The organism is Mycobacterium sp. SMC-17 (assembly GCF_045310915.1).
Taxonomy (GTDB): domain Bacteria; phylum Actinomycetota; class Actinomycetes; order Mycobacteriales; family Mycobacteriaceae; genus Mycobacterium.
Genome location: NZ_JBJIAK010000054.1, coordinates 18,407 through 37,672, shown reverse-complemented (window position 1 = coordinate 37,672; position 19,266 = coordinate 18,407). Strand labels below are relative to the sequence as shown.

Below are 19,266 nucleotides of genomic sequence, written 5' to 3'. Positions count from 1 at the left end.
CGACAACAGAACCTGGCAGCCCAACACGCCTCAGATCACCACTGCGGCGGCTTGACAGGCTCATTGAGAGTCCTTTCAGAGAATTCCACATGGGCGGCCGCCACATTGCGGCTGCACACCCCGTTTGTGCTCCAGACCGCTGCGCGCTCCGAAATCATCGGTAGCCCAGTGGGATACGCACATCGCGAGCAACGGCCTTGGCCTGACCGGTGCGGCTGGGTCGGCGCACCGGTACACGCACTGTTCATCGTTGAACCTCAGTACGTAGTTGTCACGTAGTTCATAGGGAACTCTAAAGGGGCCTGGATGCAGCGCGGGCAGGCCGCGGGTGAAGCGGACGCGCTAACACACCAATTACCAACACTTTTGACAGGTTGTCGCCGCCTTCGCGGTGTTGCGACGTGGCTGCGCCGATCTTGGTATGAATCCTCTATGCGTCCGTTCATCGCGATTGACGCGTGCAACACCGCAAAATACGGTCTAACTCAGTAACTGGATCACTGCACTTCTCTAATCCGTTACGAAGCAACCATATTGCGGCTGACAACGGATACATCCGCCGGGCCGCGATCTACCGGGAGGCAAACGCCGTCACCATCCAACGCATGTTCATGAACGCTCAACACGGGTCGCTCGGGTGGTCCCGCCCGCGGACACCACGGTCGGCACTGGCGGACGCGATCCGGCCACACCGTCTGCGCGTTCGTGGCCATAGGCGACCGAAGTCCGCGGTCAGCGAATCCTCCTGCGCTGGAGGCTAATACACACATCTGCCATTCAGGTGACGGGTATTCAGACCTGGTTCACCGACAGGCATTCCTACATCAGCAGCATGTCGCCGCATGGCGGCGCAGAGTCCGGCAGTCAAGGAGCAGACACATCATGAGAAGAACTGCAGGCATGTTCGCGCTCGGCGCGGCAAGTGTGGCCACCGTGCTCGTGCTGGGAACCGGAGCCGCCGCAGCGTCCCCGCCGTCGCACGGCTCGGCGAGCGAGACGATTGACCGGCTCCAATCGGAAGGCAACCGCGTCATCGTCAGCAAGGTCGGTGATGGCCCGATGGAACACTGCGCGGTCACCTCGGTGTCGCGGGTCAAAGCCACCCCCAACCTCAGGCCTACCCGCGGCGCGTACCCGCCGCGGGCAACGGTCTACGTCAGGTTGGATTGCGGCCCCGCGGCGGCCTAGGACAAAACTCGGCGCCGGCGCCGCAGTCGGGGAAGCACCGACGGCCTCTCGAATCCGGTCGACGTCGCTCGTCGCCAGCAGCGGTGCGCAGTTCGATCAAACCAAGGCCCAGAAGGAGACCATGAAGGCTTTCAGTCGGCTGCTGGTGGTGACCGGCGCGACGGTGTCGTCGCTATTGCTGGGCGCGGGCGCGTCCCATGCGAGCCTCGATAATGAGCAGAGTCTGGCCGACGGCCAGGATCGGACGTTGACGGTGCAGCAGTGGGACACCTTCCTCAATGGGGTGTTTCCGATGGACCGCAACCGGTTGACACGTGAGTGGTTCCATTCGGGTCGGGCCAAGTACAGCTGCGCCGGTAAGGCCTGCGACGAGTTCGCCGGGACCTTGGAATTGGGTTATCAGATCGGCTTTCCGTGGTCGTTGGGTGTGGGTATCAACTTCGCCTACACCACGCCGAACATCCTGCTCGACAACGTGACGCCGGAGACTTTCTTTCCTGGTATCGGCATCGGTAACCGTTGGGGTGGCGTCATCACGCCGAACCTGTTCCCGGGCGCGTCGATCTCCGCGGACCTGGGCAACGGTCCGGGTGTCCAGGAGGTGGCGACGTTCTCGGTGGACGTGTCCGGCCCGGCCGGCGGGGTGGCCGTGGCCAACGCCCACGGCACCGTGACTGGTGCAGCTGGTGGTGTGATGGTTCGTCCGTTCGCCCGACTCATAGCAAAGACCGGCGACTCGGTGACCACGTACGGTGAGCCCTGGAACATGAACTAGTGTCGCGCGTCATTAATTAGTTTACAGTGTGCGATGATGGTGTATGCCGTCATCTGCGTTGGTGATCAGTGATGAGGATCGTGCGACATTGCAGTCGTGGACACGGTCCTCGACGATGCCTGCCGGCCATGTTGAGCGGGCCCGGATCGTGTTGGCCGTGGGCGATGGTGCGGGCACGTCGGGAGCGGCCCGACTGGTGGGGGTGTCGCGGCCGACGGTGATCAAGTGGCGGGATCGGTTCGCCGCGTTAGGCATTGACGGTCTGGACGATGAACCCCGTAGTGGTCGACCTAAGACTGTCGATGACGCGGCGATCCTGGCGGCCACACTCGATCCGCCGCCGGATTCGTTGGCGGTGACGCACTGGTCGAGTCGTCTGCTGGGTAAGTACCTCGGCGTCGGGGATGCCACCGTGGCCCGGGCGTGGCGACGCTACGGGGTCAAACCGTGGCGCCGCCAGACGTTCAAGTTTTCCACCGACCCCGAACTGGAAGCCAAAGTTCGTGACGTCGTCGGGCTGTATCTGAACCCGCCCGAGAAAGCGATCGTTTTGTGCGTAGACGAAAAATCGCAGATTCAGGCACTGAACCGGACCCAACCGATCCTGCCGATGCGCCCGGGTCTGCCAGAGAAGGCCACACACGACTACCAGCGCAACGGCACCGCGACCCTGTTCGCGGCACTGGAGATCGCGACCGGGAAAGTGACCGACCGCTGCTATGAACGTCACGGCAAAGCCGAGTTCCTCGACTTCCTCAAGACCGTGGCCCGGGCGTATCCGAGGCGCCGGCTACATGTGGTGTGCGACAACTACCACACCCACAAGCATGCGGACATCAACGCGTGGCTAGCCAAGAATCCGCGTGTGACACTGCATTTCACCCCGACATCAGGTTCCTGGCTGAACATGGTCGAAGTGTTCTTCTCGATCATCACCCGCCAAGCGATCCGCCGGGGATCGTTCGACAGCGTCAAAGAACTCATCGCAGCCATCGGCGCATTCATCGACGGTTGGAACCAACGTTGCCACCCATTCGTGTGGACCAAGACCGCCGACGAAATCCTGCCCCACGCCCGTAAAACAAATTCAGACGCGCGACACTAGGTAGACGCGAGATGGCCTCGAACCCACAGGCGGCGCTGCGAGCCGTCAGCGATCGCGTTAACGGAGGTCCCGGATGAGCCCTCAGGGAGTTCGCTCGGCCCACGCCGTGGCCACAAGGCCTGCTGACGGGCTGAGCCAATGCCGGCGGCGTGGTCTTTGTGGCCCTGCTGGTTGCGGCACGGTGCTCGCCCGCACAGCCGACGGTCCGGCGCCGATGGTGACAGTCCTGTGGGCCCCGCTCGGTGGACACGCGGCGCTGGTGGTCTACCGCCCGATCGCAGTCAGCATCAACGAAACCCGTCCGCGCAACGCGTGCCACGACATCACGGTCTTGCGTTGCGCCTCCGGCGGCGCGTTACCCACAGTCCGCGCCTGTGGCGCATCGACCGGTGGCTCACCCTCCTCGCCACAGTCGCAGCGATCGGCATGGCCGTCGCGCGTGTCTGCGTCGCCGCACACTATCCGCATGCCGTGCCGGCCGGCCTGGCGCGGGGCGTGATCAGCATTTTGGGATTGCGTTGTAGCACGCCCACGTCGCGGCAGCGCCGGTGAACCCTCTGTCCAGCGGTCAGCCTTCCCTAGGAGCCGGGGAAGGCTGACCGCCCGAGGCCTGTATCCCAGCGCACATCGCCGGGCGCGATGCGCGCTGGGATACAGATCCGCGCGCCGACCCGGACTAGCTCAGTAGCTCAGTGCCACAACAGATTTGAATGTTCTTTGAACTCGGTAACGTTTCGTATTTTGGTGATCTGCGGCACAGCCACGGCCATCGATCTGCCGGTACAGTCGCGAACGTGACTTCCCCGACGACGCGACGGCATGCAATCGCCGCGCTGCTCGTCACCGTTATCGCGCTCGCGATCGGCATTCAGCTGGGTGCTCGCCATGTCGACCCACCCCACGCCCATCCTGCTCAAGCGTCGATCACGGCAAGCCCGCTGGCGCCATCGACGATGGTTGAGCAGCACCCCCACCTTCGGGACGTGGTGACTGCATTAGCGCCAGACATGGAAGCCACCGCCGGACTACCGCGGGCCAACTCCACTCTCCTGGAACTCGGTGTTGCCGTATTGCTGCGCACCGCGTTGATGTGCTGGCGTGCGCACCGGCTGGCCGCCGGCCGCGGCCCGCCCGAACCTGATGTCCTCGTTGAGAACGGCCGAAGGTTGTTAACTCGCCTGTGCATTTCTCGACGCTGATCGGCTAGCGCAGACCGCCCGCGTCGTGTGGCCGGTCGGTGTCCGCCGCCAATTCTTCTCCTCCGCGCCACGCGGCGGAATCAGTGAAAAGTGATGCACCCATGAATAGTTCAACCAATCTTGTCCTGCCCAGAAAGTCCACCAACTCCCACTCGGTAGCCCGGCCGTGCCGGCTGGCCCGCTACGACCGGCCGGGCACCATGGTCGGCGGCACCCCGGTGCTGCGGATCACCGCCCCGTTCACCACCGACGACCGCGGCTTCTGGGCCAAGCTCGAAGGCGTGAACCCCGGCGGTATGAAAGACCGGCCCGCCATGTACATGGTCGAACGCGGCCGGGCCCGCGGCGACCTGTTGCCCGGCGCCCGGATCGTCGAATCCACCAGCGGCACACTCGGACTCGGTCTGGCCCTGGCCGGCACCGTGTACGGGCACCCGGTCACGCTGGTGACCGATCCCGGCATGGAACCGATGATGCTGCGCATGCTGGCCGCGTACGGCGCCGACATCGACCTGGTCACCGAGCCCCACCCGACCGGCGGCTGGCAGCAGGCCCGCCGCGACCGGGTCGCGGAGATCCTGGCCGGTGACCCCACCGCGTGGTACCCCGACCAGTACAACAACCCCGACAACGTCGACGCGTACCGCGACCTCGCGCTCGAACTGCAGTCGCAGCTGGGCATCGTCGACATCCTGGTGTGCTCGGTGGGCACCGGCGGGCATTCGGCCGGGGTGGCAAAAGTGTTGCGGGAGTTCAATCCCGACCTGAAACTGATCGGCGTCGACACCATCGGGTCGACGATCTTCGGCCAGCCCGCGCAGAGCCGGCTGATGCGTGGCCTGGGGTCGAGCATCTACCCCGACAACGTCGATTACGACGCGTTCTCCGAGGTGCACTGGGTGGCACCCGCCGAGGCAGTGTGGGCGTGCCGGGCACTGGCCTCGACAAGCTATGCCAGCAGCGGCTGGAGCGGCGGCGCAGTCGCTCTGGTCGCCGGTTGGGCGGCCCGCCACCACGACGCGGACACCACGATCGCCGCGATCTTTCCCGATGGGCCGCAACGGTATTTCGACACCGTCTACAACGACGACTACTGCCGACAGCACAATCTGCTCGGCATCGAGCCGCCCGCCGAGCCCGCGGTGATCGCGGACCACGCTGAGCGCGTGGTGGATTCGTGGACCCGCTGCACGACGGTGCGCAGGCCCGACGCGGCATCGCTGTGATGCCGGTGCTCACGCAGTTCCGCAGCTTCGGCTGGCCCAGCCGGGTGCTGATGCTCAACCAGTTCGGCATCAACCTCGGCTTCTACATGCTGATGCCGTATCTGGCCGGGTACCTGGCCGGCCCGCTCGGCCTGGCCGGCTGGGCTGTCGGGCTGGTGCTCGGGGTCCGGAACTTCTCGCAGCAGGGCATGTTCATCGTCGGTGGGACGTTGGCCGACCGGCTGGGCTACAAGCCGCTGATCGTGGCGGGCTGTCTGTTGCGCACGGCCGCGTTCGGGCTGCTGGCGGTCGCACAGTCCCTGCCGGCGTTGCTGATCGCCTCGGCGGCAACCGGTTTCGCGGGGGCGCTGTTCAACCCGGCGGTGCGGGCCTACCTGGCCGCGGACTCGGGCGAGCGCCGGGTGGCGGCGTTCACGGTGTTCAACGTCTTCTATCAGGGCGGCATCCTGGCCGGTCCGCTGGTGGGACTGGCCCTGATGGCGCTGGACTTCCGGGTGACGGCGGGCATGGCGGCGGTGGTGTTTGCAGTCCTGACCATCGCGCAGCTGTTCGCGCTGCCGAAGGACCACGCCGATCATGCTGTCACCGAACGGGTCTCGATCCTGCACGACTGGCGCACCGTGCTCGCCAACCGCCCGTTCCTGCTGTTCGCGGCGTCGATGGTGGGCACCTACGTGGTGACGTTCCAGGTGTACCTGGCGCTGCCGCTACACGCCGCGGTGCTGTCGCCGCACCATGAATCGGCCATCGTGGCAGCAGTTTTCGCGGTATCGGGGCTGGTCGCCATCGGTGGACAGATCCGCATCACGGCCTGGTTCACGGCACGCTACGGCCGCGCCCAGTCGCTGACCATCGGCGTGCTGGTGCTCGCGGCGGCGTTCGTCCCGCTCATCGTGGTGCCCGATGACCGGTGGGGGCAACCGGCCGCGGTTGCCGCGCTGTTGCTGACGGCCGCGCTGCTGGCCGTCGGCTCGGCCGCGGTCTATCCGTTCGAGATGGACACCGTGGTGTCGCTGGCGGGCGACCGGCTGGTCGCGACGTATTACGGCTTCTACAACACCATCGTCGGCGTCGGCATCCTGGTGGGAAATCTCGCCACGGGTGCGCTGATGGAGACGGCGCGCCATGCCGGCCGGCCGGAACTGGTCTGGGTGTCGCTCACGGCGATCAGCCTGCTGGTCGCGCTGGCCCTGTACCGGCTGCACAAGACCGGACGATTGGCCCTGCAGGCCGTCGGCGCCCACTGACTGTGAGGGTGGTCCTTGTTTGGGAGGCGGGGTCGCCTATGCGGGTGGGCCGCCGGGGTTTTGGTTGGGGATGTCGGTGATCGGCAGGTTGGGGGCCGGTTTGGGCGATGGGGTCGGCGCCAGGGTGGGGATCTTGTCCGGGGCGATGTCGACGAGGGCGTTGGCGGGTGGGCCGTTTTCCCGGCCGCCGTAGCTGGTCCCGGGTTCGCGGTGGCCGAGCAGGTGACTGACGGTCACCATGTGGTAGCCGTTGGCGATCAAGACCGGAAGAAATTGGTACACCAGGTCGACGGTGCTGGAGTAGGTGTCGTGCAGCAGCACCACCGATCCGGGTCGGATTTGGGTCTTGAGCATGTACGTGCTCGCGGCCAGGTTGGCGTCGTTGATCCAGTCGAACGGGATGACGTCCCACAGTATTTCAGCGAGTCCTTGCCGGCCGGCTTCGGCGCGCACGGCTGGCGAGGACAGCCCGCCGGCGGGCCGGTACAGGTCGGGGGTACGGCCGGTGGCGGCCTGCAGTGCCTGGGTGGCTTTGCGTAGTTGCGCGGGGATGTCGGCGATCGGGATCGTGGACATGTTGGGGTGTTCCCAGGTGTGGCTGCCGATTTCCATGCCGGCGTTGTCGATTCGGCGCGCGGCATCGGGGTTGGCGGCCACTTTGTTGCCGATAAGGAAGAACGTTGCTTTGGCGCCGCGGGCGGCTAGCACCCGAAGGAGCCGGTCGGTGAAGGGGGACGGGCCGTCGTCGAAGGTCAAGGCGATGCATTTGTTGGTGGCGCAGTCGATGTGGTCGGCGTCGCGGTCCCATTGCCGGCGGGCCACGACCACCAGCACGGCCGACACGGTCACCAGCACGACCAGGAACGAGCCCAGCTTCCACCACCGGCCGAAGGCGGTGCGTTGTATGGGCATGGTCCTACCTCTGATCTCTCGTGCACGGCGCCGCGCGCCGTGTATCGCGTCGCGATGATGACCCTGGTTCGCTGTGGTAGCCCCCGAACGGCCGCAATCCGGCCGCGGGAACCACCGCATCCCGCCGGGGGTAGCAGGTTGCTGTCACCGTGTTGGTTTCGCAGTCCAGCCGACCAGGATGAAACCGCCGAGCACCAGCACGCTGGCCATGGGATAGCCCAGCAGCAGGTCCTGGTAGCCGATGAGGGTGAGCCGGCCGAGGTGAGTGATGCCGTGCACGACGGCCATCACCGCCCCGATGCCGACCAGGGCCCACCCCACCAGCCGCCGGCGGCGCTCACGCCGGTAGCCCGCGGTGTACAGCGACGCGCGGGTGGGACGTACGCGACGGATCGGACTCATCGTGGCTCACCTTCACTATGGATCGCGGTAGTACTGAGTTGCATAGTAAATGGTGGACCTGTGAAGGGGCCGTCAGTGCCGACCGACATCGGCCAGTTGCGACTCGCCGCGACCGGCTCGTCCCCGCCCGGCGCCCGGGCTGCCGGCGCGGGTGGATGGGTGCGCATCTGGTGCTGGCCAACACTTTTGGAGTCGAAAGCCGTGGCGCGGACGATGTCGGCGGGCGATGCCAGCGGCGACGCCCAAAGGCAATGGACCCGAGGTCGGGGGTGCACCGGCTACGGCTGGTCGGCGGCCTCGCGCGCGAATTGCGCCGCGCACTTCAGTGAGCAGAACCAGTATTCGTGGCCGTGGTGGCGCAGGTATCCGGCGGCCTGCTGATGCTCGATGCGCATCCGGCAGATGGGGTCGACCGTTGACACCGGCGAGGGGGCGCCGAGGTGCAATGCGTGAACACCGATGGGTTCGCTGAGGTTTTTGAAGGTGGTTTCGCCTAAATCCTCGACGGGCACGCCGAGGGCGCGGGCCGCACCGGCGACGGTATCGGTGGCCAACGTCTGTCCGGCGCCGGCATGTGCGGCCAGGCGCGCGGTCAGGTTGATCGCGGCGCCGAAGAAGTCGTTGCCGCGCCCGGCGGCGGGGCCGTGGTGCAGGGCCGTCCTGGTCAGCAGGTAGTGGTCTTTCGTGGCGCAGCGCTCGAGGACCCGCTGTGTCAGGTAGATCCCTGCGGTGGGATCGGGGGACGCCAGGAGTACCGCATCGCCGATCGACTTGATGAACCGATCGCCCGGCGCCAGGGCGGTTCGGGCGAGGTCGGCGAAGTCGACCGCGAGGTCGGCGGCGTATTCGTCGCCGTGCGCCTCGGTAAGGGCGGTGAACCCGGCCAGGTCGATCATGGTGAACGTCCACGCGCCGACGGTCATGGGTGGGCACCGCAGGCGAGGGTGCCGCGCAAGATGATGCCGATAATGGCGTCCGCGGCGGTGGCCGCGTTCCAATCGTGCGCGGCGCGCAGGTGGATATAGCCCCAGCCGACCAGGTTGAACAGCACGGTGGCGGTCACGGTGGGGGGCAGGTCCCGCAGGCTGCCGTCGGCGGCGCCATCGCGGAGCAGCCGTTCGAATGGTTCGGCGAAGACATCGACGATCAGCGCGTCGGGTCCGGGCTGGTGGAACACCTCGCCGCGGGCGAGAAAAAACCCGGCCAGCACATGCAGGTGCTCATCGGCTGTGGCGCACAAGGCCTGTAGGGCAATGCGCAGCCGGTCGGCCGCCGAGCCCGGTTGGGCCAACGCCGGCAGCATGGCGCGGGTGTAGGTGTCGGCCGCCTGCGCGGTGACCGCGGCGATCAGATCGTCGCGGGTGACACCGCGCCGGTAGATCGTGGCCCGTGACATCCCGGCCTCGATGCCGACTCGTTCCAGGGTCAGGGCGTGCAGTCCCCACCGGGCGATCGCCGCGGCGGTGGCATCGAGCAGGGACTGGTCGACAACTCCTTGACGTTGAGGCATGCCCTCATCATAGTTGAGACATGAATGTCTCAGTAGTGACTCGTAATAGTCTCAGCCTGCCGGTGGGTCTGGGCTGGACGGTCTGCGCGGCCGGGGCCCTCGGGATTGTGGCCACCTATTGGGATGAGTCCTGGCACACCGACATCGGCCGCGACAGTTTCTGGACCCCCGCCCATCTGATGCTGTACGGGGCGATGGCGGTGGTCGGCCTGGCGATCGCTGCGTGGGGTGTGCGGGTTCTGGTGGCGCTGCGCTCGCTGCGGGCCACCCTGTCCCAGCGGCCGGTGGTCACGGCGTGCCTCGGCGGTGTCACCGCGCTGGCGGCGGCGCCGATCGACAATGCGTGGCATGACGCGTTCGGCCGCGACGCGGTGGAGTGGAGCCCGCCGCACATGCTGGTGATCTTCGCCGCAATCGCCATCGCCCTGGGCGCACTGGCGGGTATCGACCCGAACGCCGCGGCGTTGCGGGCCGCGGCCGGTGCTCTGCTGCTGGCGAACGCCGAGGCACTGGTCTTCGAGTACGAAACCGGGGTCCCGCAGTTCACCGAGACCCTCTACCTGCCGATCATGCTGGCCGCCGGCCTGCTGGCCGCCCACGTGATCGGGCGCGCGGTCCCGGGCGGCGCCCCGGTCACGCTCGCGGTCGCCGGCTACGCCGCGCTGCGGCTGCTGATCATCGCGGCGCTGGCGACACTGGGGCGCAGCACCCCGGACCTGCCGCTCGCGGTGCTCGGCTTGGCGGTCTACGACCTGCCACTGCCCGGACGGCTGGCACGCCCTGCGGCCGCCGCACTGGCCACCGCCACCCTCGCATGGGGTGCCAGCGCGCTCAGGCTGGCCAGCGCCCATCCCGACGCGGTGGCGATCACCGCCGTGCCGGTGATCGTGATCAGCACCCTTGTCCTGGCCCTCGGGTCGTCGCGCCGGTCGCGGGCCGCGCTGCCCGCCGCCGTGGCGGTGCTGATCAGCGGTAGCGCCTTGGCCACCGGCGCGGGGCGTGCGCACGCCCACGACCCGGGGCAGGGCCCGGCGGTAGCCACCGTCGACCTCACCGCCGACACCGACGGGCGCGGCCAGATCACCATGACCGCCCGCTTGACCGACACCGGCGACTGTGAACACACCACGCCGATCCGTCTAGCCGCCCGGCGCGCCGGCCAGACGTTCACCGGTGACCTGCGTCAAACCGGCCTGTGCCGCTACGCCGGGACAGTGACGGTGCCCGGGTCCGGCCGCTGGTTCACCTACGTCGAACTGCGCGAGGGCGATGACAACACCGAGGCCTGGCTGCCGGTCGACGCGGGCACCGCCGGACAGCTCACTCAGACCCGGGTGCTGTACCGGCCCGCGGGCACCGGGGCCGGGCACCGCAGCGCCGAAATCGCCGCCGGCACACCCATTTATCTGGTCGGCATCGCCCTGCTCGGGCTCGGCGCCGCCGCGGTCCGTCGCAGTCCACACCGTCACCACGGCGCGTAAAGTCCGCTGCCGCAACAAATTACATCAATGAAATTTGGTGCGAGAGTTAACCAGTGTGACGAAAGTGATGTACCGTGGCTCACAGTACGGCGCAACTACGTACTTGGACTGGCCGTAGATCACTCATGTGATGGCGGGCAGCACACCCGGGCATAAGGAGAACTGAGCCGATGGCCTCACTATCGCGCACGTATCGTTCCCGACGCCGAACCGCGGCCCCTGCGCGCCTTCGGGCACGAGGATGGCTGCGGCGGATCGGTTATGTGGCAGCGACGGTGTCGACGGTGGTCGCGATGGCCACGCCGGCTCAGGCCGAACCTTTGGCCGCGGGAGGATGGGACCCGTCATTGCCGAGCGTGCTCAGCGCCGGGGCGCCGGGCGACCCGCTGGCGATCGCCAATGCGTCGCTGCAAGCGACGGCGATGGCGGCCCAGACCACCATGGACCTCGGCCACAAATTTCTGAGCACCCTGGGCATCGGCAGTCCCACGGCGGCGCCCGCCGCGACGGTGCGGGGCAACCGGGTCTACGGCAAGCAAGCGATCGAGTATGTGATCCGCCGGGCCGGTTCACAGATTGGTGTCCCCTACTCCTGGGGTGGCGGCAGCCTGACCGGCCCGAGCCGCGGCATCGACTCCGGTGCGGACACGGTCGGATTCGACTGTTCCGGGCTGACCCGGTATGCCTACGCCGGCGTGGGTATCAACCTGCCGCGCTTCTCTGGCGATCAGTACAACGCGGGACGCAAAGTGCCGCCGTCGGAAGCCAAACGCGGCGATCTGCTGTTCTGGGGCCCCGGAGGGGGGCAGCACGAAGCCATCTACCTGGGCGGCGGCCAGATGCTCGAAGCCCAACAAACCGGTGTGCCCGTGAAGATTTCGCCGGTGCGCCGCGGCGGCATGACCCCGTACGTCACCCGCATCATCGAAACGTAGCGCCAGCGCCGGCCCCCTGGGGCCGCGGCCTTGTGCGTCGGTAGCGCGCTGCGTTAGAGGGCGCACATCCACACGCCCGAGGCGCACAAGGCCGCGACGGCCAGTGGACCCACAGCGATCAGGGTGGAGGCACTGCCCAGGGCTGCTTGGGTGCCGATCCGCACCCGCTGGGTGGCCGGGCAGGCCAGGCGCTCGGCGCGGTGCAAGACGGCGACGTCGGCGGCCCCCAGCGCCGAGGCAGGAGCCGCACCGACCAGGGCCATCAAGCCGTCCAGCAGGGCCCGCCTGCCGTAGCGGGCCGCGGCGGCGTCGTCGGCGCACATCTCCAGCAGCCGCGCGACTTCGGTGGCGCCGCGGGTGATCAGACGCACCCGCGGCAGGATCAACGCCACGCCGCGCATCGCCGTGACGATGGCCAGGTGCCGGCCCGCGACATGGGCGCGTTCGTGGGCGATCACGGCGGCCAGTTCACGTTCCCCGAGGGCCGCCACCGCCGCACTGGTGACCACGATGGTCGCCGGGCGGCCCGACACGCAATATGCGGCCCGCTCGGGGGTCTGCATCACATACACGTCCGCGTCAGCGGTTGGTTGGCCCACCAAGCGGATGGCCTCGGAATGCCGATGTGCCTTGGCCCGCAGTCGCACGATGGTGCGGGTCAGGCGCGCACCCGAGAACACGACACCCGCGGCCGCGGCCGCTACCGCGGCCAGCACCGTTACCTGCGCGATGCCCCCGGCCCGGCCCGCCGCCAGGTCGCACAGCAATTCCACGCACGAGGCGACCAGCGACCGGGTCTGGTGCCAGTGCCGCAGCACGTCACCGGCGACCAGCACGCCGACGGCGAGCCAGCTGACCAGAAACGCCACGATCGCGACCAGCCATGCCGCGATGCCGCTGCGCGGCGCGTGGCCGCCATGGGTCAGTCGCGCCAGCACCGGCGGACCGGCCACGCCCAGCACGATGCCGTGGGCAACCAGCAGGCCGGCGGCGTTCATGATGTTTTCGGCTTGCCGGACCGTCGCGCGATGCGGCGCAGCGCTGTGCGCAGATGCTCGGAGTCATCGGGCTCGATCTGCTCGATGAAATAGCTCAACACCAGATCCGACCGTCCGCCGCCGTCGAGCGCATCGCGCATCAACTGCGCGGTGTGCTCTTCACGACTCATCACCGGCAAGTAGCGGTAGGCCCGGCCGTCGCGTTCGCGTTCCAGCCAGCCCTTGGTGTGCAGATTGTCCATCGTCGACATCACCGTGGTGTATGCGATGCGCCGCTGCTCGCTGAGCTCGTCGAAAATCTCGCGTACCGTGACCGCATCCGGCAGGTGATTCCACACCCGCTCCATGACAACCGCTTCCAGTTCCCCGAACCCTCGTACTCGCACCCGGTACACCCTTCACACGCCTTGTCGGCGAGCCTACCGCGGCACCCCCGGTAGGGCGGGCAGCCGCGCCCTCGTCCACCACATCCACACAGCGACAGCGCGGTGTATGCCGGTCGCCTGTGGGACCCCCGGCCCGGCTTTGGTGAAAGCGGGGCTACTCGGCGTGATGGATGCACCGCGTCATCCGGTACCCATCCGGTAACCAGCGCCACGCACATTCACCACAAAGCGAGGTACTGCGGGGTCGTCCTCGAGCTTGCGGCGCAGATGCCCGATATGCACGTCGATCACGTTCTTTTCACCCGCCCACGACCGGCCCCACACGGTTGCCAGCAATTCGTGCCGACTCACCACTGCCGCTGGCCGCGCCGACAATGCGGCCAGGATGTCGAACTCGGTGCGGGTCAGCGCCACCGGTTCATCGCCGACAACGACCCGGCGCGCCTCGACGTCGATCGATAATGTGCCAAAGACCCGAACCTCGCCGCGGCCCGCCCCGGTGTCGGCTTCGGCGTGACCGTCGTGCCGTCGGGGCCGACGCAGCATTGCCCGTATCCGCGCAAGCAGCTCTTCGGCATGCCAGGGCAGCCTGACGACATCGTCGGCGCCGGCCGTGAGGCCGGCAATCACACTCGACGCGGAATCGCACATACTGCCCAGCACCACATAGGCATCGGAGAACGAGCGCAACTCGCGGCATACCCACAGCCCGTCAATGTCCGGCAGCACGACGTCGAGAACCACAACGTCGGGCGCGGTGCTCCGGGCCAACCGCAGCGCCCCCGTACCGTCGGGAGTGATGGCGACCTCGAAGCCTGCTCGCTGCAGACAGTCAGTCACCTCGGAGCTCGGCGCCGCCGCGTCATTGACAATCAGCACCCGACATCTCGCGTGGCTGCGTACGGTCTCGATCGTCACCGCTTCCCTTCTCGTTCGCGGGGGGTGACCGGCTGCCGGTCCAGCCCCAGCGATTTACTATTTGCATTAGTACTATGCAGCTTAGTAGTTATCGGGAGCGGGAGGCGGCCGTGACACGGTGGACGTCGGTTCATTGGCTGGTGGCCGCGGCGGGAGCGGCGGTGGTGTGGCTGGCGATCGGTATCCCCACCGGTCTGCTCGCCACCCCCTGGTACACCCGCATGACACCGCCCACCTGGTGGAGCTACCTCGTGTGGGTGGCCACCGCCGTCATGAGCGGCTTGTTCATCGCCACCTACGTGCGGCGACCGGGTGCCGGTCCTGTGCAGCGCCGCACCGGCGCCGGCGCGGTCGCCAACATTGGGTCACTGCTGGCCGTGGGTTGTCCGGTGTGCAACAAACTGGTCGTGGCCGCGGTCGGGATCAGTGGGGCGCTGAGCATGTGGGCCCCGCTGCAGCCGCTGATCGCGATCGCGTCCCTGCTCGCGCTGGGATGGGCGTTGCGGCGGCGCCTGACCGCCCGCGACGTGTGCCCGCTGCCCGCGCCGTGAGTGTTGTTGCGCAGCAGCACCATTGACGGGATATATCAGGGCAGCGCGCTGCCGCGGCGCCACTGCTCCCAGGGCATGCTCCAATCGCCGTTCTGCCAGATCTGTAGCGGCTCACCGCCGGTGTTGCGTACCTCCACGACGTCGCCGGGCACCGAAAAGTCGTAGAACCATTGGGCGTTTTCGGCATTGAGGTTCAAGCAACCATGCGAGACATCGGTGTTGCCCTGCGCCCACACCGTGCTGTCGAGCTGGTGCAGGTAGATCCCGTCAATGCTGATCCGCGTGGCCCAGGAAATCTTTTCGCGGTAACCCAGGCGAGAGTTGATCGGTAGCCCGTAGGTCGAGGAATCCATGATGACCGGGTTGGCCTTGTCCAGCACGGTGTAGATGCCGCGCTGGGTCCAGAACGAGATCGTCTGTCCGTTGATCGTCTGGCTGCCGCCCATACCCATTGATGTCGGCATGGTGCGCACCAGCGCTCCGTTGTCGAACACCGTGACCTGTTTGGTGTTGTCGTCGGCGATCGCCACGTGGGCGTCCCCGATCTGGAAGCTGACCCGGGCGTCCTCCTGCCCGTAGAGCCCGTCGCCGACCGCCACGCCGTAGATGTTCGCTTCGACGGTGACCGTAGTGCCCGGGGAAAAGTACTGCGGCGGACGCCAATGCGCGGTCTGGTCATCGAGCCAGTACCAGGAGCCCTGCACCGGCGGACTCGTGGTCACCACCAGTCGGCGTTCCGCAGCGGCCTTGTCGGTAATCGGTTCATCGAACCGTGCCACGACGACCGTGCCGATGCCGTAACGCTGTCCATCGCGCAGCGGTGCGCCGCCGGTGGTCCGCAGCGACACGGCCGTCTGGTTGCCGGGTACGAGGGTGGAAAACGTCGACGTCTGTTGAATCGGGGTGCCCGCGGCACCGACGGCCGTCGCTGTGACGGTATAGGTGCGCCCGTACCCCAGCGCGGCGACCGGTTTCCAGACCGTCGCATCGGGTGTCAGCACGCCATCGATTCGTCGGCCTTGGTCGTTGACCATGACCACCTCGGTCACGGTGCCCGATGCCGCCGTCACGGTGACCGGCGCCAACGGGTCGACCTGCTCAGCCCCAGATGGCGGAGCCAGGACAAGCGTGACAGGCACGGTGGGCGGCCGGGCCGTCGACTGCGCGGCGCTGCCACGGTCACCGGCACAACCGAACCCGCAGCGCTGCGTGAAGATGATGACCCCGCCGCCGATCAGCGCCACCGCCAACAACACCGAGGCCACCGCCCGCGCCCAGGTTTTCCCGCTGATGCCCAACACCGCCCCCTGTCTTCGACATTCGGACCGCGGCTGCGCACGACCATGCCATGAACTACTGACAAATATAGTAGACGCTGTGTGGCGTACCGGACGATGGGACGGTAGCCGATCATCGGTCGAAATGAGTTGGTGCCCTGTGGATTAGCCGCGACTTCGGCACGGCTAGATCGCGGCGTTTTCGCTGCCTGGGACACGCGAGCTCCCGCCCAGGCAATCACTGATCCGCTCGTGCGGGCGCGTCAGCGTTGCAGCCCGATGTGCAGTGGTATGCGCCGAGGGTGCAGGGCGCCGTGTGCGCCGGGAACATTGACGTGACCGAGCTTCTCCTTTGATCGTCGCCCGCCCCTCGCGCATGCCACCGAGCGCCGACCCGGCGTGTATCTGACGACTCGGCAGCGGCCGCTACCGGTGCACCTCCACCTCCGACATCGATGGATCGCCCAGGGGAAGGCGCACGCGGAAGGTGGTCTGCCCCGGACTTGCGTCGACGCCGATGCTGCCGTCGTGGGCCTCGGTGATGGCTTTGGCGATCGCCAGCCCCAGCCCGGTGCTGGGACTTCCCTCGGGTCCCGGTGTTCGGGCCCGGACAAATCTGCCGAAGATGTCGCCCACCATCGTGTGGTCAATGCCGGGGCCATCATCAGAGACGGAAAGTTCAGCGATGTTCTCACCGCTCAAAACCCGCAGCGAGACAACGGCTGTGGAGCCCGGCGGCGTATGTGCCCGCACATTCGCGAGCAGATTCATCACCACTTGGTGCAGGGCGGCAGCGTCCCCCCGCACCCACACCGGGGTTTCCGGTAGCTCGGATGTGTACCGATGGTCCGGTGCGGCAACGGCGGCATCGCTCACGGCGTCGCTGACCAATGCACTCAATTCCACGCTTGAGAAATCGAGGGCGCGTCCCTCATCCAGGCGCGAGAGCAGCAACATGTCGTCGACTAGCGCGGTCATCCTGCAGGATTCGGCTTCGATGCGTGCCAGCGCATACTCGGTAGTCTGAGGAAGCGCTGCGCTATCCTGCCTGGTCAGTTCGGCGTAGCCGCGGATGGAAGCCAGCGGAGTGCGCAGTTCATGGCTCGCATCACTGAGAAAGCGCCGCATACGCCGCTCCTCCCGCCCGCGCGCCACCAGTCCGGCATCGACACTGGACAACAGCCGATTCAATGCGTCCCCGACAATGCCCACCTCGTTGTCAGGGGCCGCGTCATCGCGCCGGACACGCATCGTGATGCGGTGACCGGCTTCGCCCAGCGGCGCTTGAGACGCCTGAGCAGCAACGGCCGCGACCCGATGCAAGGGGCGCAATGCGCGTCGGACCAAGATGACGGTGCACGCGGCGGCAGTCAGCGCGGCGATGATCGTAATAACAACTACAGCAACCGTTTTCGTTGCGATCATCTGGTTCGCCGCGTGCATCGAGACGGCGGAGATCAGACTCACGCCGGGGCCGACATCGGCGCCTGCCAGTCGATAAGTTCCCAGCTCCCCGAGGCTGACGGTGTGCGGCGAGGCCGTCGCAAGTGAACTTAACGACTCAAGCGAGTTCACCGCAGTCATCGGGGGCAGGCCGGGGCCAGTATCGGTAAACATCGCCGCCTCAGCGACATGGCCGCCGCGCATGACGGCGATGACCGTGCCAGGCGCCTGGCCTGTCAACCCAGCCAGGCCGGCATGGCGCGCTGCGCTGGCGAGCGACCCGTCGTACATATGCTGGAACACTGCGAGCGAAGAACGAACCGCGTTGTCGCCCATGGCTGTTACATATGCGTGAAGCGTGTAGATCGATAGCGCGCCAAGAGCCAATACCAGCGCGGACACGAGTGCCGACACGCCCAGAACCAGCTGAGTACTCAACTTGCGCAGGCCCCAGCGGGACCGATGATGGGCCAATCTCACCCCAACTCTTGCCGCTGGCCACGTGAATGTGCACCCGTATGCGGTGCAGCACAGAGGTTCTGGGCATCCGGCCATCCTGCCCAGCTGCGACTGCCTATCGACGGCACCTCCGATTGCGGGACTGCGTTTGCTTCCACGGTCCAGATCATGGGTTGAGTATCGGGCCGAAGTACGTAGTTGTCACGTAGTTCATATCCAATTCTCATGATGGCGGCCATTGCGTGGGCGCATTAGAGTCAGGGATCCCTCAACCCGATACCGCGCCGGGGGCGCCGGCTTGTCCGAATAGCCGATCGTGGCACCGGCCGCCGCGATGCGGTGTACTCGACTATTCGCGCGAGCTCCACTTCACCGATGCTCCGCTTTTGATTGAAAGACCATAATGAACCTCGACACGCGAATCTTCTACGTCATCAACGGTTTTGCCCGGAACACTCCGTGGCTGCAGCCGGTTGTCGCCGGATACGCCAACAACGGGATTCTGGTGTTCGCCGCGCTGATGATCGCCGGTTGGTGGGTCGCTCGCAAGAGCAGCGGTCCGGCGGCGATGGCCGCGGCGCTGTGGACGCCACTGGGCGTCCTTGCCGCGCTGGTGGTCTACGATCCGATCGCTTTGGCGGTGAACGAGACCCGTCCATGCAATGCGCTGCACGACATCGTGGTCCTGCACTGCAACACCGATGGCGGTTTCCCCAGCGTCCACACCGTTATCGCCGCGGCGGTCGCAGCGGGAATGTGGCTGGTGAACCGATACCTGGGCATCATCACCGTGCTGGCGGCCGCGTTCATGGCGTTCGCTCGCGTGTACGTCGGCGCACACTATCCCGGCGATGTGCTTGCCGGGCTCACGCTGGGGTTCGCGATCAGTCTGGCCGGGTACGCCCTGGCGCGACCACTGCTGCGCCGGCTCATCGGCCACGCTCGCAGGACATGGCTACGCGTCCTGCTCACCGCACAGGCCGCCGAGTCTGGCACCACTGATCCGAACCCGCCACGAGCCCATTGGTAGCCAGACCGTGGCAGGGCTGTATCGGCGCGGCCGATGACCGTGTATGCGGCCGGGTTCGGGTACGTCTATTCCCGTGGAGCCAGGCGCTGTGGAATTCGGTTGTGGTCATCAGAGGGGCACGCATCGAACCTCTGGTTCGGGTTTGAGTCGCGCCTGAAGGCGTTGGCGGGATCGGATCGTTTGGCCAGCGCCGGTGTGGTCATGCAGGACCGCTAATGCGACGC

General features: G+C 66.9%; 20 protein-coding genes. 11 read left to right on the top strand and 9 right to left on the bottom strand.

Annotated elements, in window-relative coordinates; genetic code table 11:
• Nucleotides 1-882: 882 nt before the first annotated feature.
• From ACJH7A_RS25590 to ACJH7A_RS25560, 7 genes are all read left to right on the top strand, one after another.
• The gene (locus ACJH7A_RS25590; protein WP_138230746.1) at nucleotides 883-1,188 is read left to right on the top strand and encodes a hypothetical protein; all 306 of its coding nucleotides are present in this window, start codon (nucleotides 883-885) and stop codon (nucleotides 1,186-1,188) included.
• Nucleotides 1,189-1,309: 121 nt separating this feature from the next.
• Nucleotides 1,310-1,963: an MspA family porin gene (locus ACJH7A_RS25585; RefSeq protein WP_061007236.1), complete on the top strand. Its 654-nt coding sequence runs from the start codon at nucleotides 1,310-1,312 to the stop codon at nucleotides 1,961-1,963.
• 43 nt (nucleotides 1,964-2,006) lie between these two features.
• Complete coding sequence (locus ACJH7A_RS25580) at nucleotides 2,007-3,068, top strand: IS630 family transposase (RefSeq protein ID WP_016895231.1); 1,062 nt, start codon at nucleotides 2,007-2,009, stop codon at nucleotides 3,066-3,068.
• Between the two features lie 138 nt (nucleotides 3,069-3,206).
• Complete coding sequence (locus ACJH7A_RS25575; protein WP_406802934.1) at nucleotides 3,207-3,620, top strand: phosphatase PAP2 family protein; 414 nt, start codon at nucleotides 3,207-3,209, stop codon at nucleotides 3,618-3,620.
• A gap of 242 nt (nucleotides 3,621-3,862) precedes the next feature.
• Nucleotides 3,863-4,267: a hypothetical protein gene (locus ACJH7A_RS25570; protein ID WP_138230749.1), complete on the top strand. Its 405-nt coding sequence runs from the start codon at nucleotides 3,863-3,865 to the stop codon at nucleotides 4,265-4,267.
• Nucleotides 4,268-4,467: 200 nt separating this feature from the next.
• Nucleotides 4,468-5,493 (top strand): PLP-dependent cysteine synthase family protein, encoded by a 1,026-nt coding sequence (locus ACJH7A_RS25565; protein ID WP_406802935.1) that lies wholly within the window; start codon nucleotides 4,468-4,470, stop codon nucleotides 5,491-5,493.
• On the top strand, nucleotides 5,493-6,740 hold the full coding sequence (locus ACJH7A_RS25560) for an MFS transporter (RefSeq protein ID WP_179970404.1): 1,248 nt from the start codon (nucleotides 5,493-5,495) through the stop codon (nucleotides 6,738-6,740). Before ACJH7A_RS25565 ends, ACJH7A_RS25560 begins: the two co-directional genes overlap by 1 nt.
• 36 nt (nucleotides 6,741-6,776) lie before the next feature.
• Here ACJH7A_RS25560 and ACJH7A_RS25555 read toward each other — a convergent pair whose 3' ends face one another.
• From ACJH7A_RS25555 to ACJH7A_RS25540, 4 genes are all read right to left on the bottom strand, one after another.
• Nucleotides 6,777-7,652 (bottom strand): polysaccharide deacetylase family protein, encoded by an 876-nt coding sequence (locus ACJH7A_RS25555; protein WP_082761872.1) that lies wholly within the window; start codon nucleotides 7,650-7,652, stop codon nucleotides 6,777-6,779.
• A gap of 144 nt (nucleotides 7,653-7,796) precedes the next feature.
• The gene (locus ACJH7A_RS25550) at nucleotides 7,797-8,054 is read right to left on the bottom strand and encodes a hypothetical protein (protein ID WP_061004511.1); all 258 of its coding nucleotides are present in this window, start codon (nucleotides 8,052-8,054) and stop codon (nucleotides 7,797-7,799) included.
• Nucleotides 8,055-8,332: 278 nt separating this feature from the next.
• Nucleotides 8,333-8,977 carry a YHS domain-containing protein gene (locus tag ACJH7A_RS25545; RefSeq protein WP_061004513.1) on the bottom strand — a complete coding sequence of 215 codons (645 nt, stop codon included), beginning with the start codon at nucleotides 8,975-8,977 and terminating at the stop codon, nucleotides 8,333-8,335.
• Entirely contained in the window at nucleotides 8,974-9,564 is a 591-nt protein-coding gene (locus tag ACJH7A_RS25540; protein WP_061009838.1) for a TetR/AcrR family transcriptional regulator, read from the bottom strand. Before ACJH7A_RS25540 ends, ACJH7A_RS25545 begins: the two co-directional genes overlap by 4 nt.
• 20 nt (nucleotides 9,565-9,584) lie before the next feature.
• On the opposite strand from ACJH7A_RS25540, the gene ACJH7A_RS25535 reads away from it, so the two are divergent.
• Both ACJH7A_RS25535 and ripB read left to right on the top strand, forming a co-directional pair.
• On the top strand, nucleotides 9,585-11,045 hold the full coding sequence (locus tag ACJH7A_RS25535; RefSeq protein ID WP_142383140.1) for a hypothetical protein: 1,461 nt from the start codon (nucleotides 9,585-9,587) through the stop codon (nucleotides 11,043-11,045).
• Between the two features lie 293 nt (nucleotides 11,046-11,338).
• Nucleotides 11,339-11,980: an NlpC/P60 family peptidoglycan endopeptidase RipB gene (gene ripB / locus ACJH7A_RS25530; RefSeq protein ID WP_234785388.1), complete on the top strand. Its 642-nt coding sequence runs from the start codon at nucleotides 11,339-11,341 to the stop codon at nucleotides 11,978-11,980.
• Nucleotides 11,981-12,033: 53 nt separating this feature from the next.
• Here ripB and ACJH7A_RS25525 read toward each other — a convergent pair whose 3' ends face one another.
• The 3 genes from ACJH7A_RS25525 to ACJH7A_RS25515 all read right to left on the bottom strand — a co-directional run bounded on the left by ACJH7A_RS25525 (nucleotide 12,034) and on the right by ACJH7A_RS25515 (nucleotide 14,282).
• Entirely contained in the window at nucleotides 12,034-12,978 is a 945-nt protein-coding gene (locus ACJH7A_RS25525) for a M56 family metallopeptidase (RefSeq protein WP_138230751.1), read from the bottom strand.
• Nucleotides 12,975-13,364, bottom strand: coding sequence for a BlaI/MecI/CopY family transcriptional regulator (locus tag ACJH7A_RS25520; protein ID WP_061006727.1), 390 nt, complete (start codon nucleotides 13,362-13,364; stop codon nucleotides 12,975-12,977). Before ACJH7A_RS25520 ends, ACJH7A_RS25525 begins: the two co-directional genes overlap by 4 nt.
• Before the next feature lie 180 nt (nucleotides 13,365-13,544).
• On the bottom strand, nucleotides 13,545-14,282 hold the full coding sequence (locus ACJH7A_RS25515; RefSeq protein WP_061006718.1) for a response regulator transcription factor: 738 nt from the start codon (nucleotides 14,280-14,282) through the stop codon (nucleotides 13,545-13,547).
• A 110-nt stretch (nucleotides 14,283-14,392) separates the two neighbouring features.
• On the opposite strand from ACJH7A_RS25515, the gene ACJH7A_RS25510 reads away from it, so the two are divergent.
• On the top strand, nucleotides 14,393-14,833 hold the full coding sequence (locus tag ACJH7A_RS25510) for a hypothetical protein (RefSeq protein ID WP_110784132.1): 441 nt from the start codon (nucleotides 14,393-14,395) through the stop codon (nucleotides 14,831-14,833).
• A gap of 35 nt (nucleotides 14,834-14,868) precedes the next feature.
• Here ACJH7A_RS25510 and ACJH7A_RS25505 read toward each other — a convergent pair whose 3' ends face one another.
• On the bottom strand, nucleotides 14,869-16,134 hold the full coding sequence (locus tag ACJH7A_RS25505) for an Ig-like domain-containing protein (protein ID WP_110917513.1): 1,266 nt from the start codon (nucleotides 16,132-16,134) through the stop codon (nucleotides 14,869-14,871).
• 402 nt (nucleotides 16,135-16,536) lie between these two features.
• Entirely contained in the window at nucleotides 16,537-17,967 is a 1,431-nt protein-coding gene (locus ACJH7A_RS25500; RefSeq protein WP_267325094.1) for a HAMP domain-containing sensor histidine kinase, read from the bottom strand.
• Between the two features lie 448 nt (nucleotides 17,968-18,415).
• On the opposite strand from ACJH7A_RS25500, the gene ACJH7A_RS25495 reads away from it, so the two are divergent.
• Nucleotides 18,416-19,042: a phosphatase PAP2 family protein gene (locus tag ACJH7A_RS25495; protein ID WP_061006720.1), complete on the top strand. Its 627-nt coding sequence runs from the start codon at nucleotides 18,416-18,418 to the stop codon at nucleotides 19,040-19,042.
• The last annotated feature ends 224 nt before the right edge of the window (nucleotides 19,043-19,266 follow it).

Excerpts from the sequence above, each read along its gene's own strand:
- ACJH7A_RS25590 (WP_138230746.1), top strand. The coding sequence starts at position 883 with ATGAGAAGAACTGCAGGCATGTTCGCGCTCGGCGCGGCAAGTGTGGCC.
- ACJH7A_RS25585 (WP_061007236.1), top strand. The coding sequence starts at position 1,310 with ATGAAGGCTTTCAGTCGGCTGCTGGTGGTGACCGGCGCGACGGTGTCG.
- ACJH7A_RS25580 (WP_016895231.1), top strand. The coding sequence starts at position 2,007 with ATGCCGTCATCTGCGTTGGTGATCAGTGATGAGGATCGTGCGACATTG.
- ACJH7A_RS25575 (WP_406802934.1), top strand. The coding sequence starts at position 3,207 with ATGCCGGCGGCGTGGTCTTTGTGGCCCTGCTGGTTGCGGCACGGTGCT.
- ACJH7A_RS25565 (WP_406802935.1), top strand. The coding sequence starts at position 4,468 with ATGGTCGGCGGCACCCCGGTGCTGCGGATCACCGCCCCGTTCACCACC.
- ACJH7A_RS25560 (WP_179970404.1), top strand. The coding sequence starts at position 5,493 with ATGCCGGTGCTCACGCAGTTCCGCAGCTTCGGCTGGCCCAGCCGGGTG.
- ACJH7A_RS25555 (WP_082761872.1), bottom strand. The coding sequence starts at position 7,652 with ATGCCCATACAACGCACCGCCTTCGGCCGGTGGTGGAAGCTGGGCTCG.
- ACJH7A_RS25550 (WP_061004511.1), bottom strand. The coding sequence starts at position 8,054 with ATGAGTCCGATCCGTCGCGTACGTCCCACCCGCGCGTCGCTGTACACC.
- ACJH7A_RS25545 (WP_061004513.1), bottom strand. The coding sequence starts at position 8,977 with ATGACCGTCGGCGCGTGGACGTTCACCATGATCGACCTGGCCGGGTTC.
- ACJH7A_RS25540 (WP_061009838.1), bottom strand. The coding sequence starts at position 9,564 with ATGCCTCAACGTCAAGGAGTTGTCGACCAGTCCCTGCTCGATGCCACC.
- ACJH7A_RS25535 (WP_142383140.1), top strand. The coding sequence starts at position 9,585 with ATGAATGTCTCAGTAGTGACTCGTAATAGTCTCAGCCTGCCGGTGGGT.
- ripB (WP_234785388.1), top strand. The coding sequence starts at position 11,339 with ATGGCCACGCCGGCTCAGGCCGAACCTTTGGCCGCGGGAGGATGGGAC.
- ACJH7A_RS25525 (WP_138230751.1), bottom strand. The coding sequence starts at position 12,978 with ATGAACGCCGCCGGCCTGCTGGTTGCCCACGGCATCGTGCTGGGCGTG.
- ACJH7A_RS25495 (WP_061006720.1), top strand. The coding sequence starts at position 18,416 with ATGAACCTCGACACGCGAATCTTCTACGTCATCAACGGTTTTGCCCGG.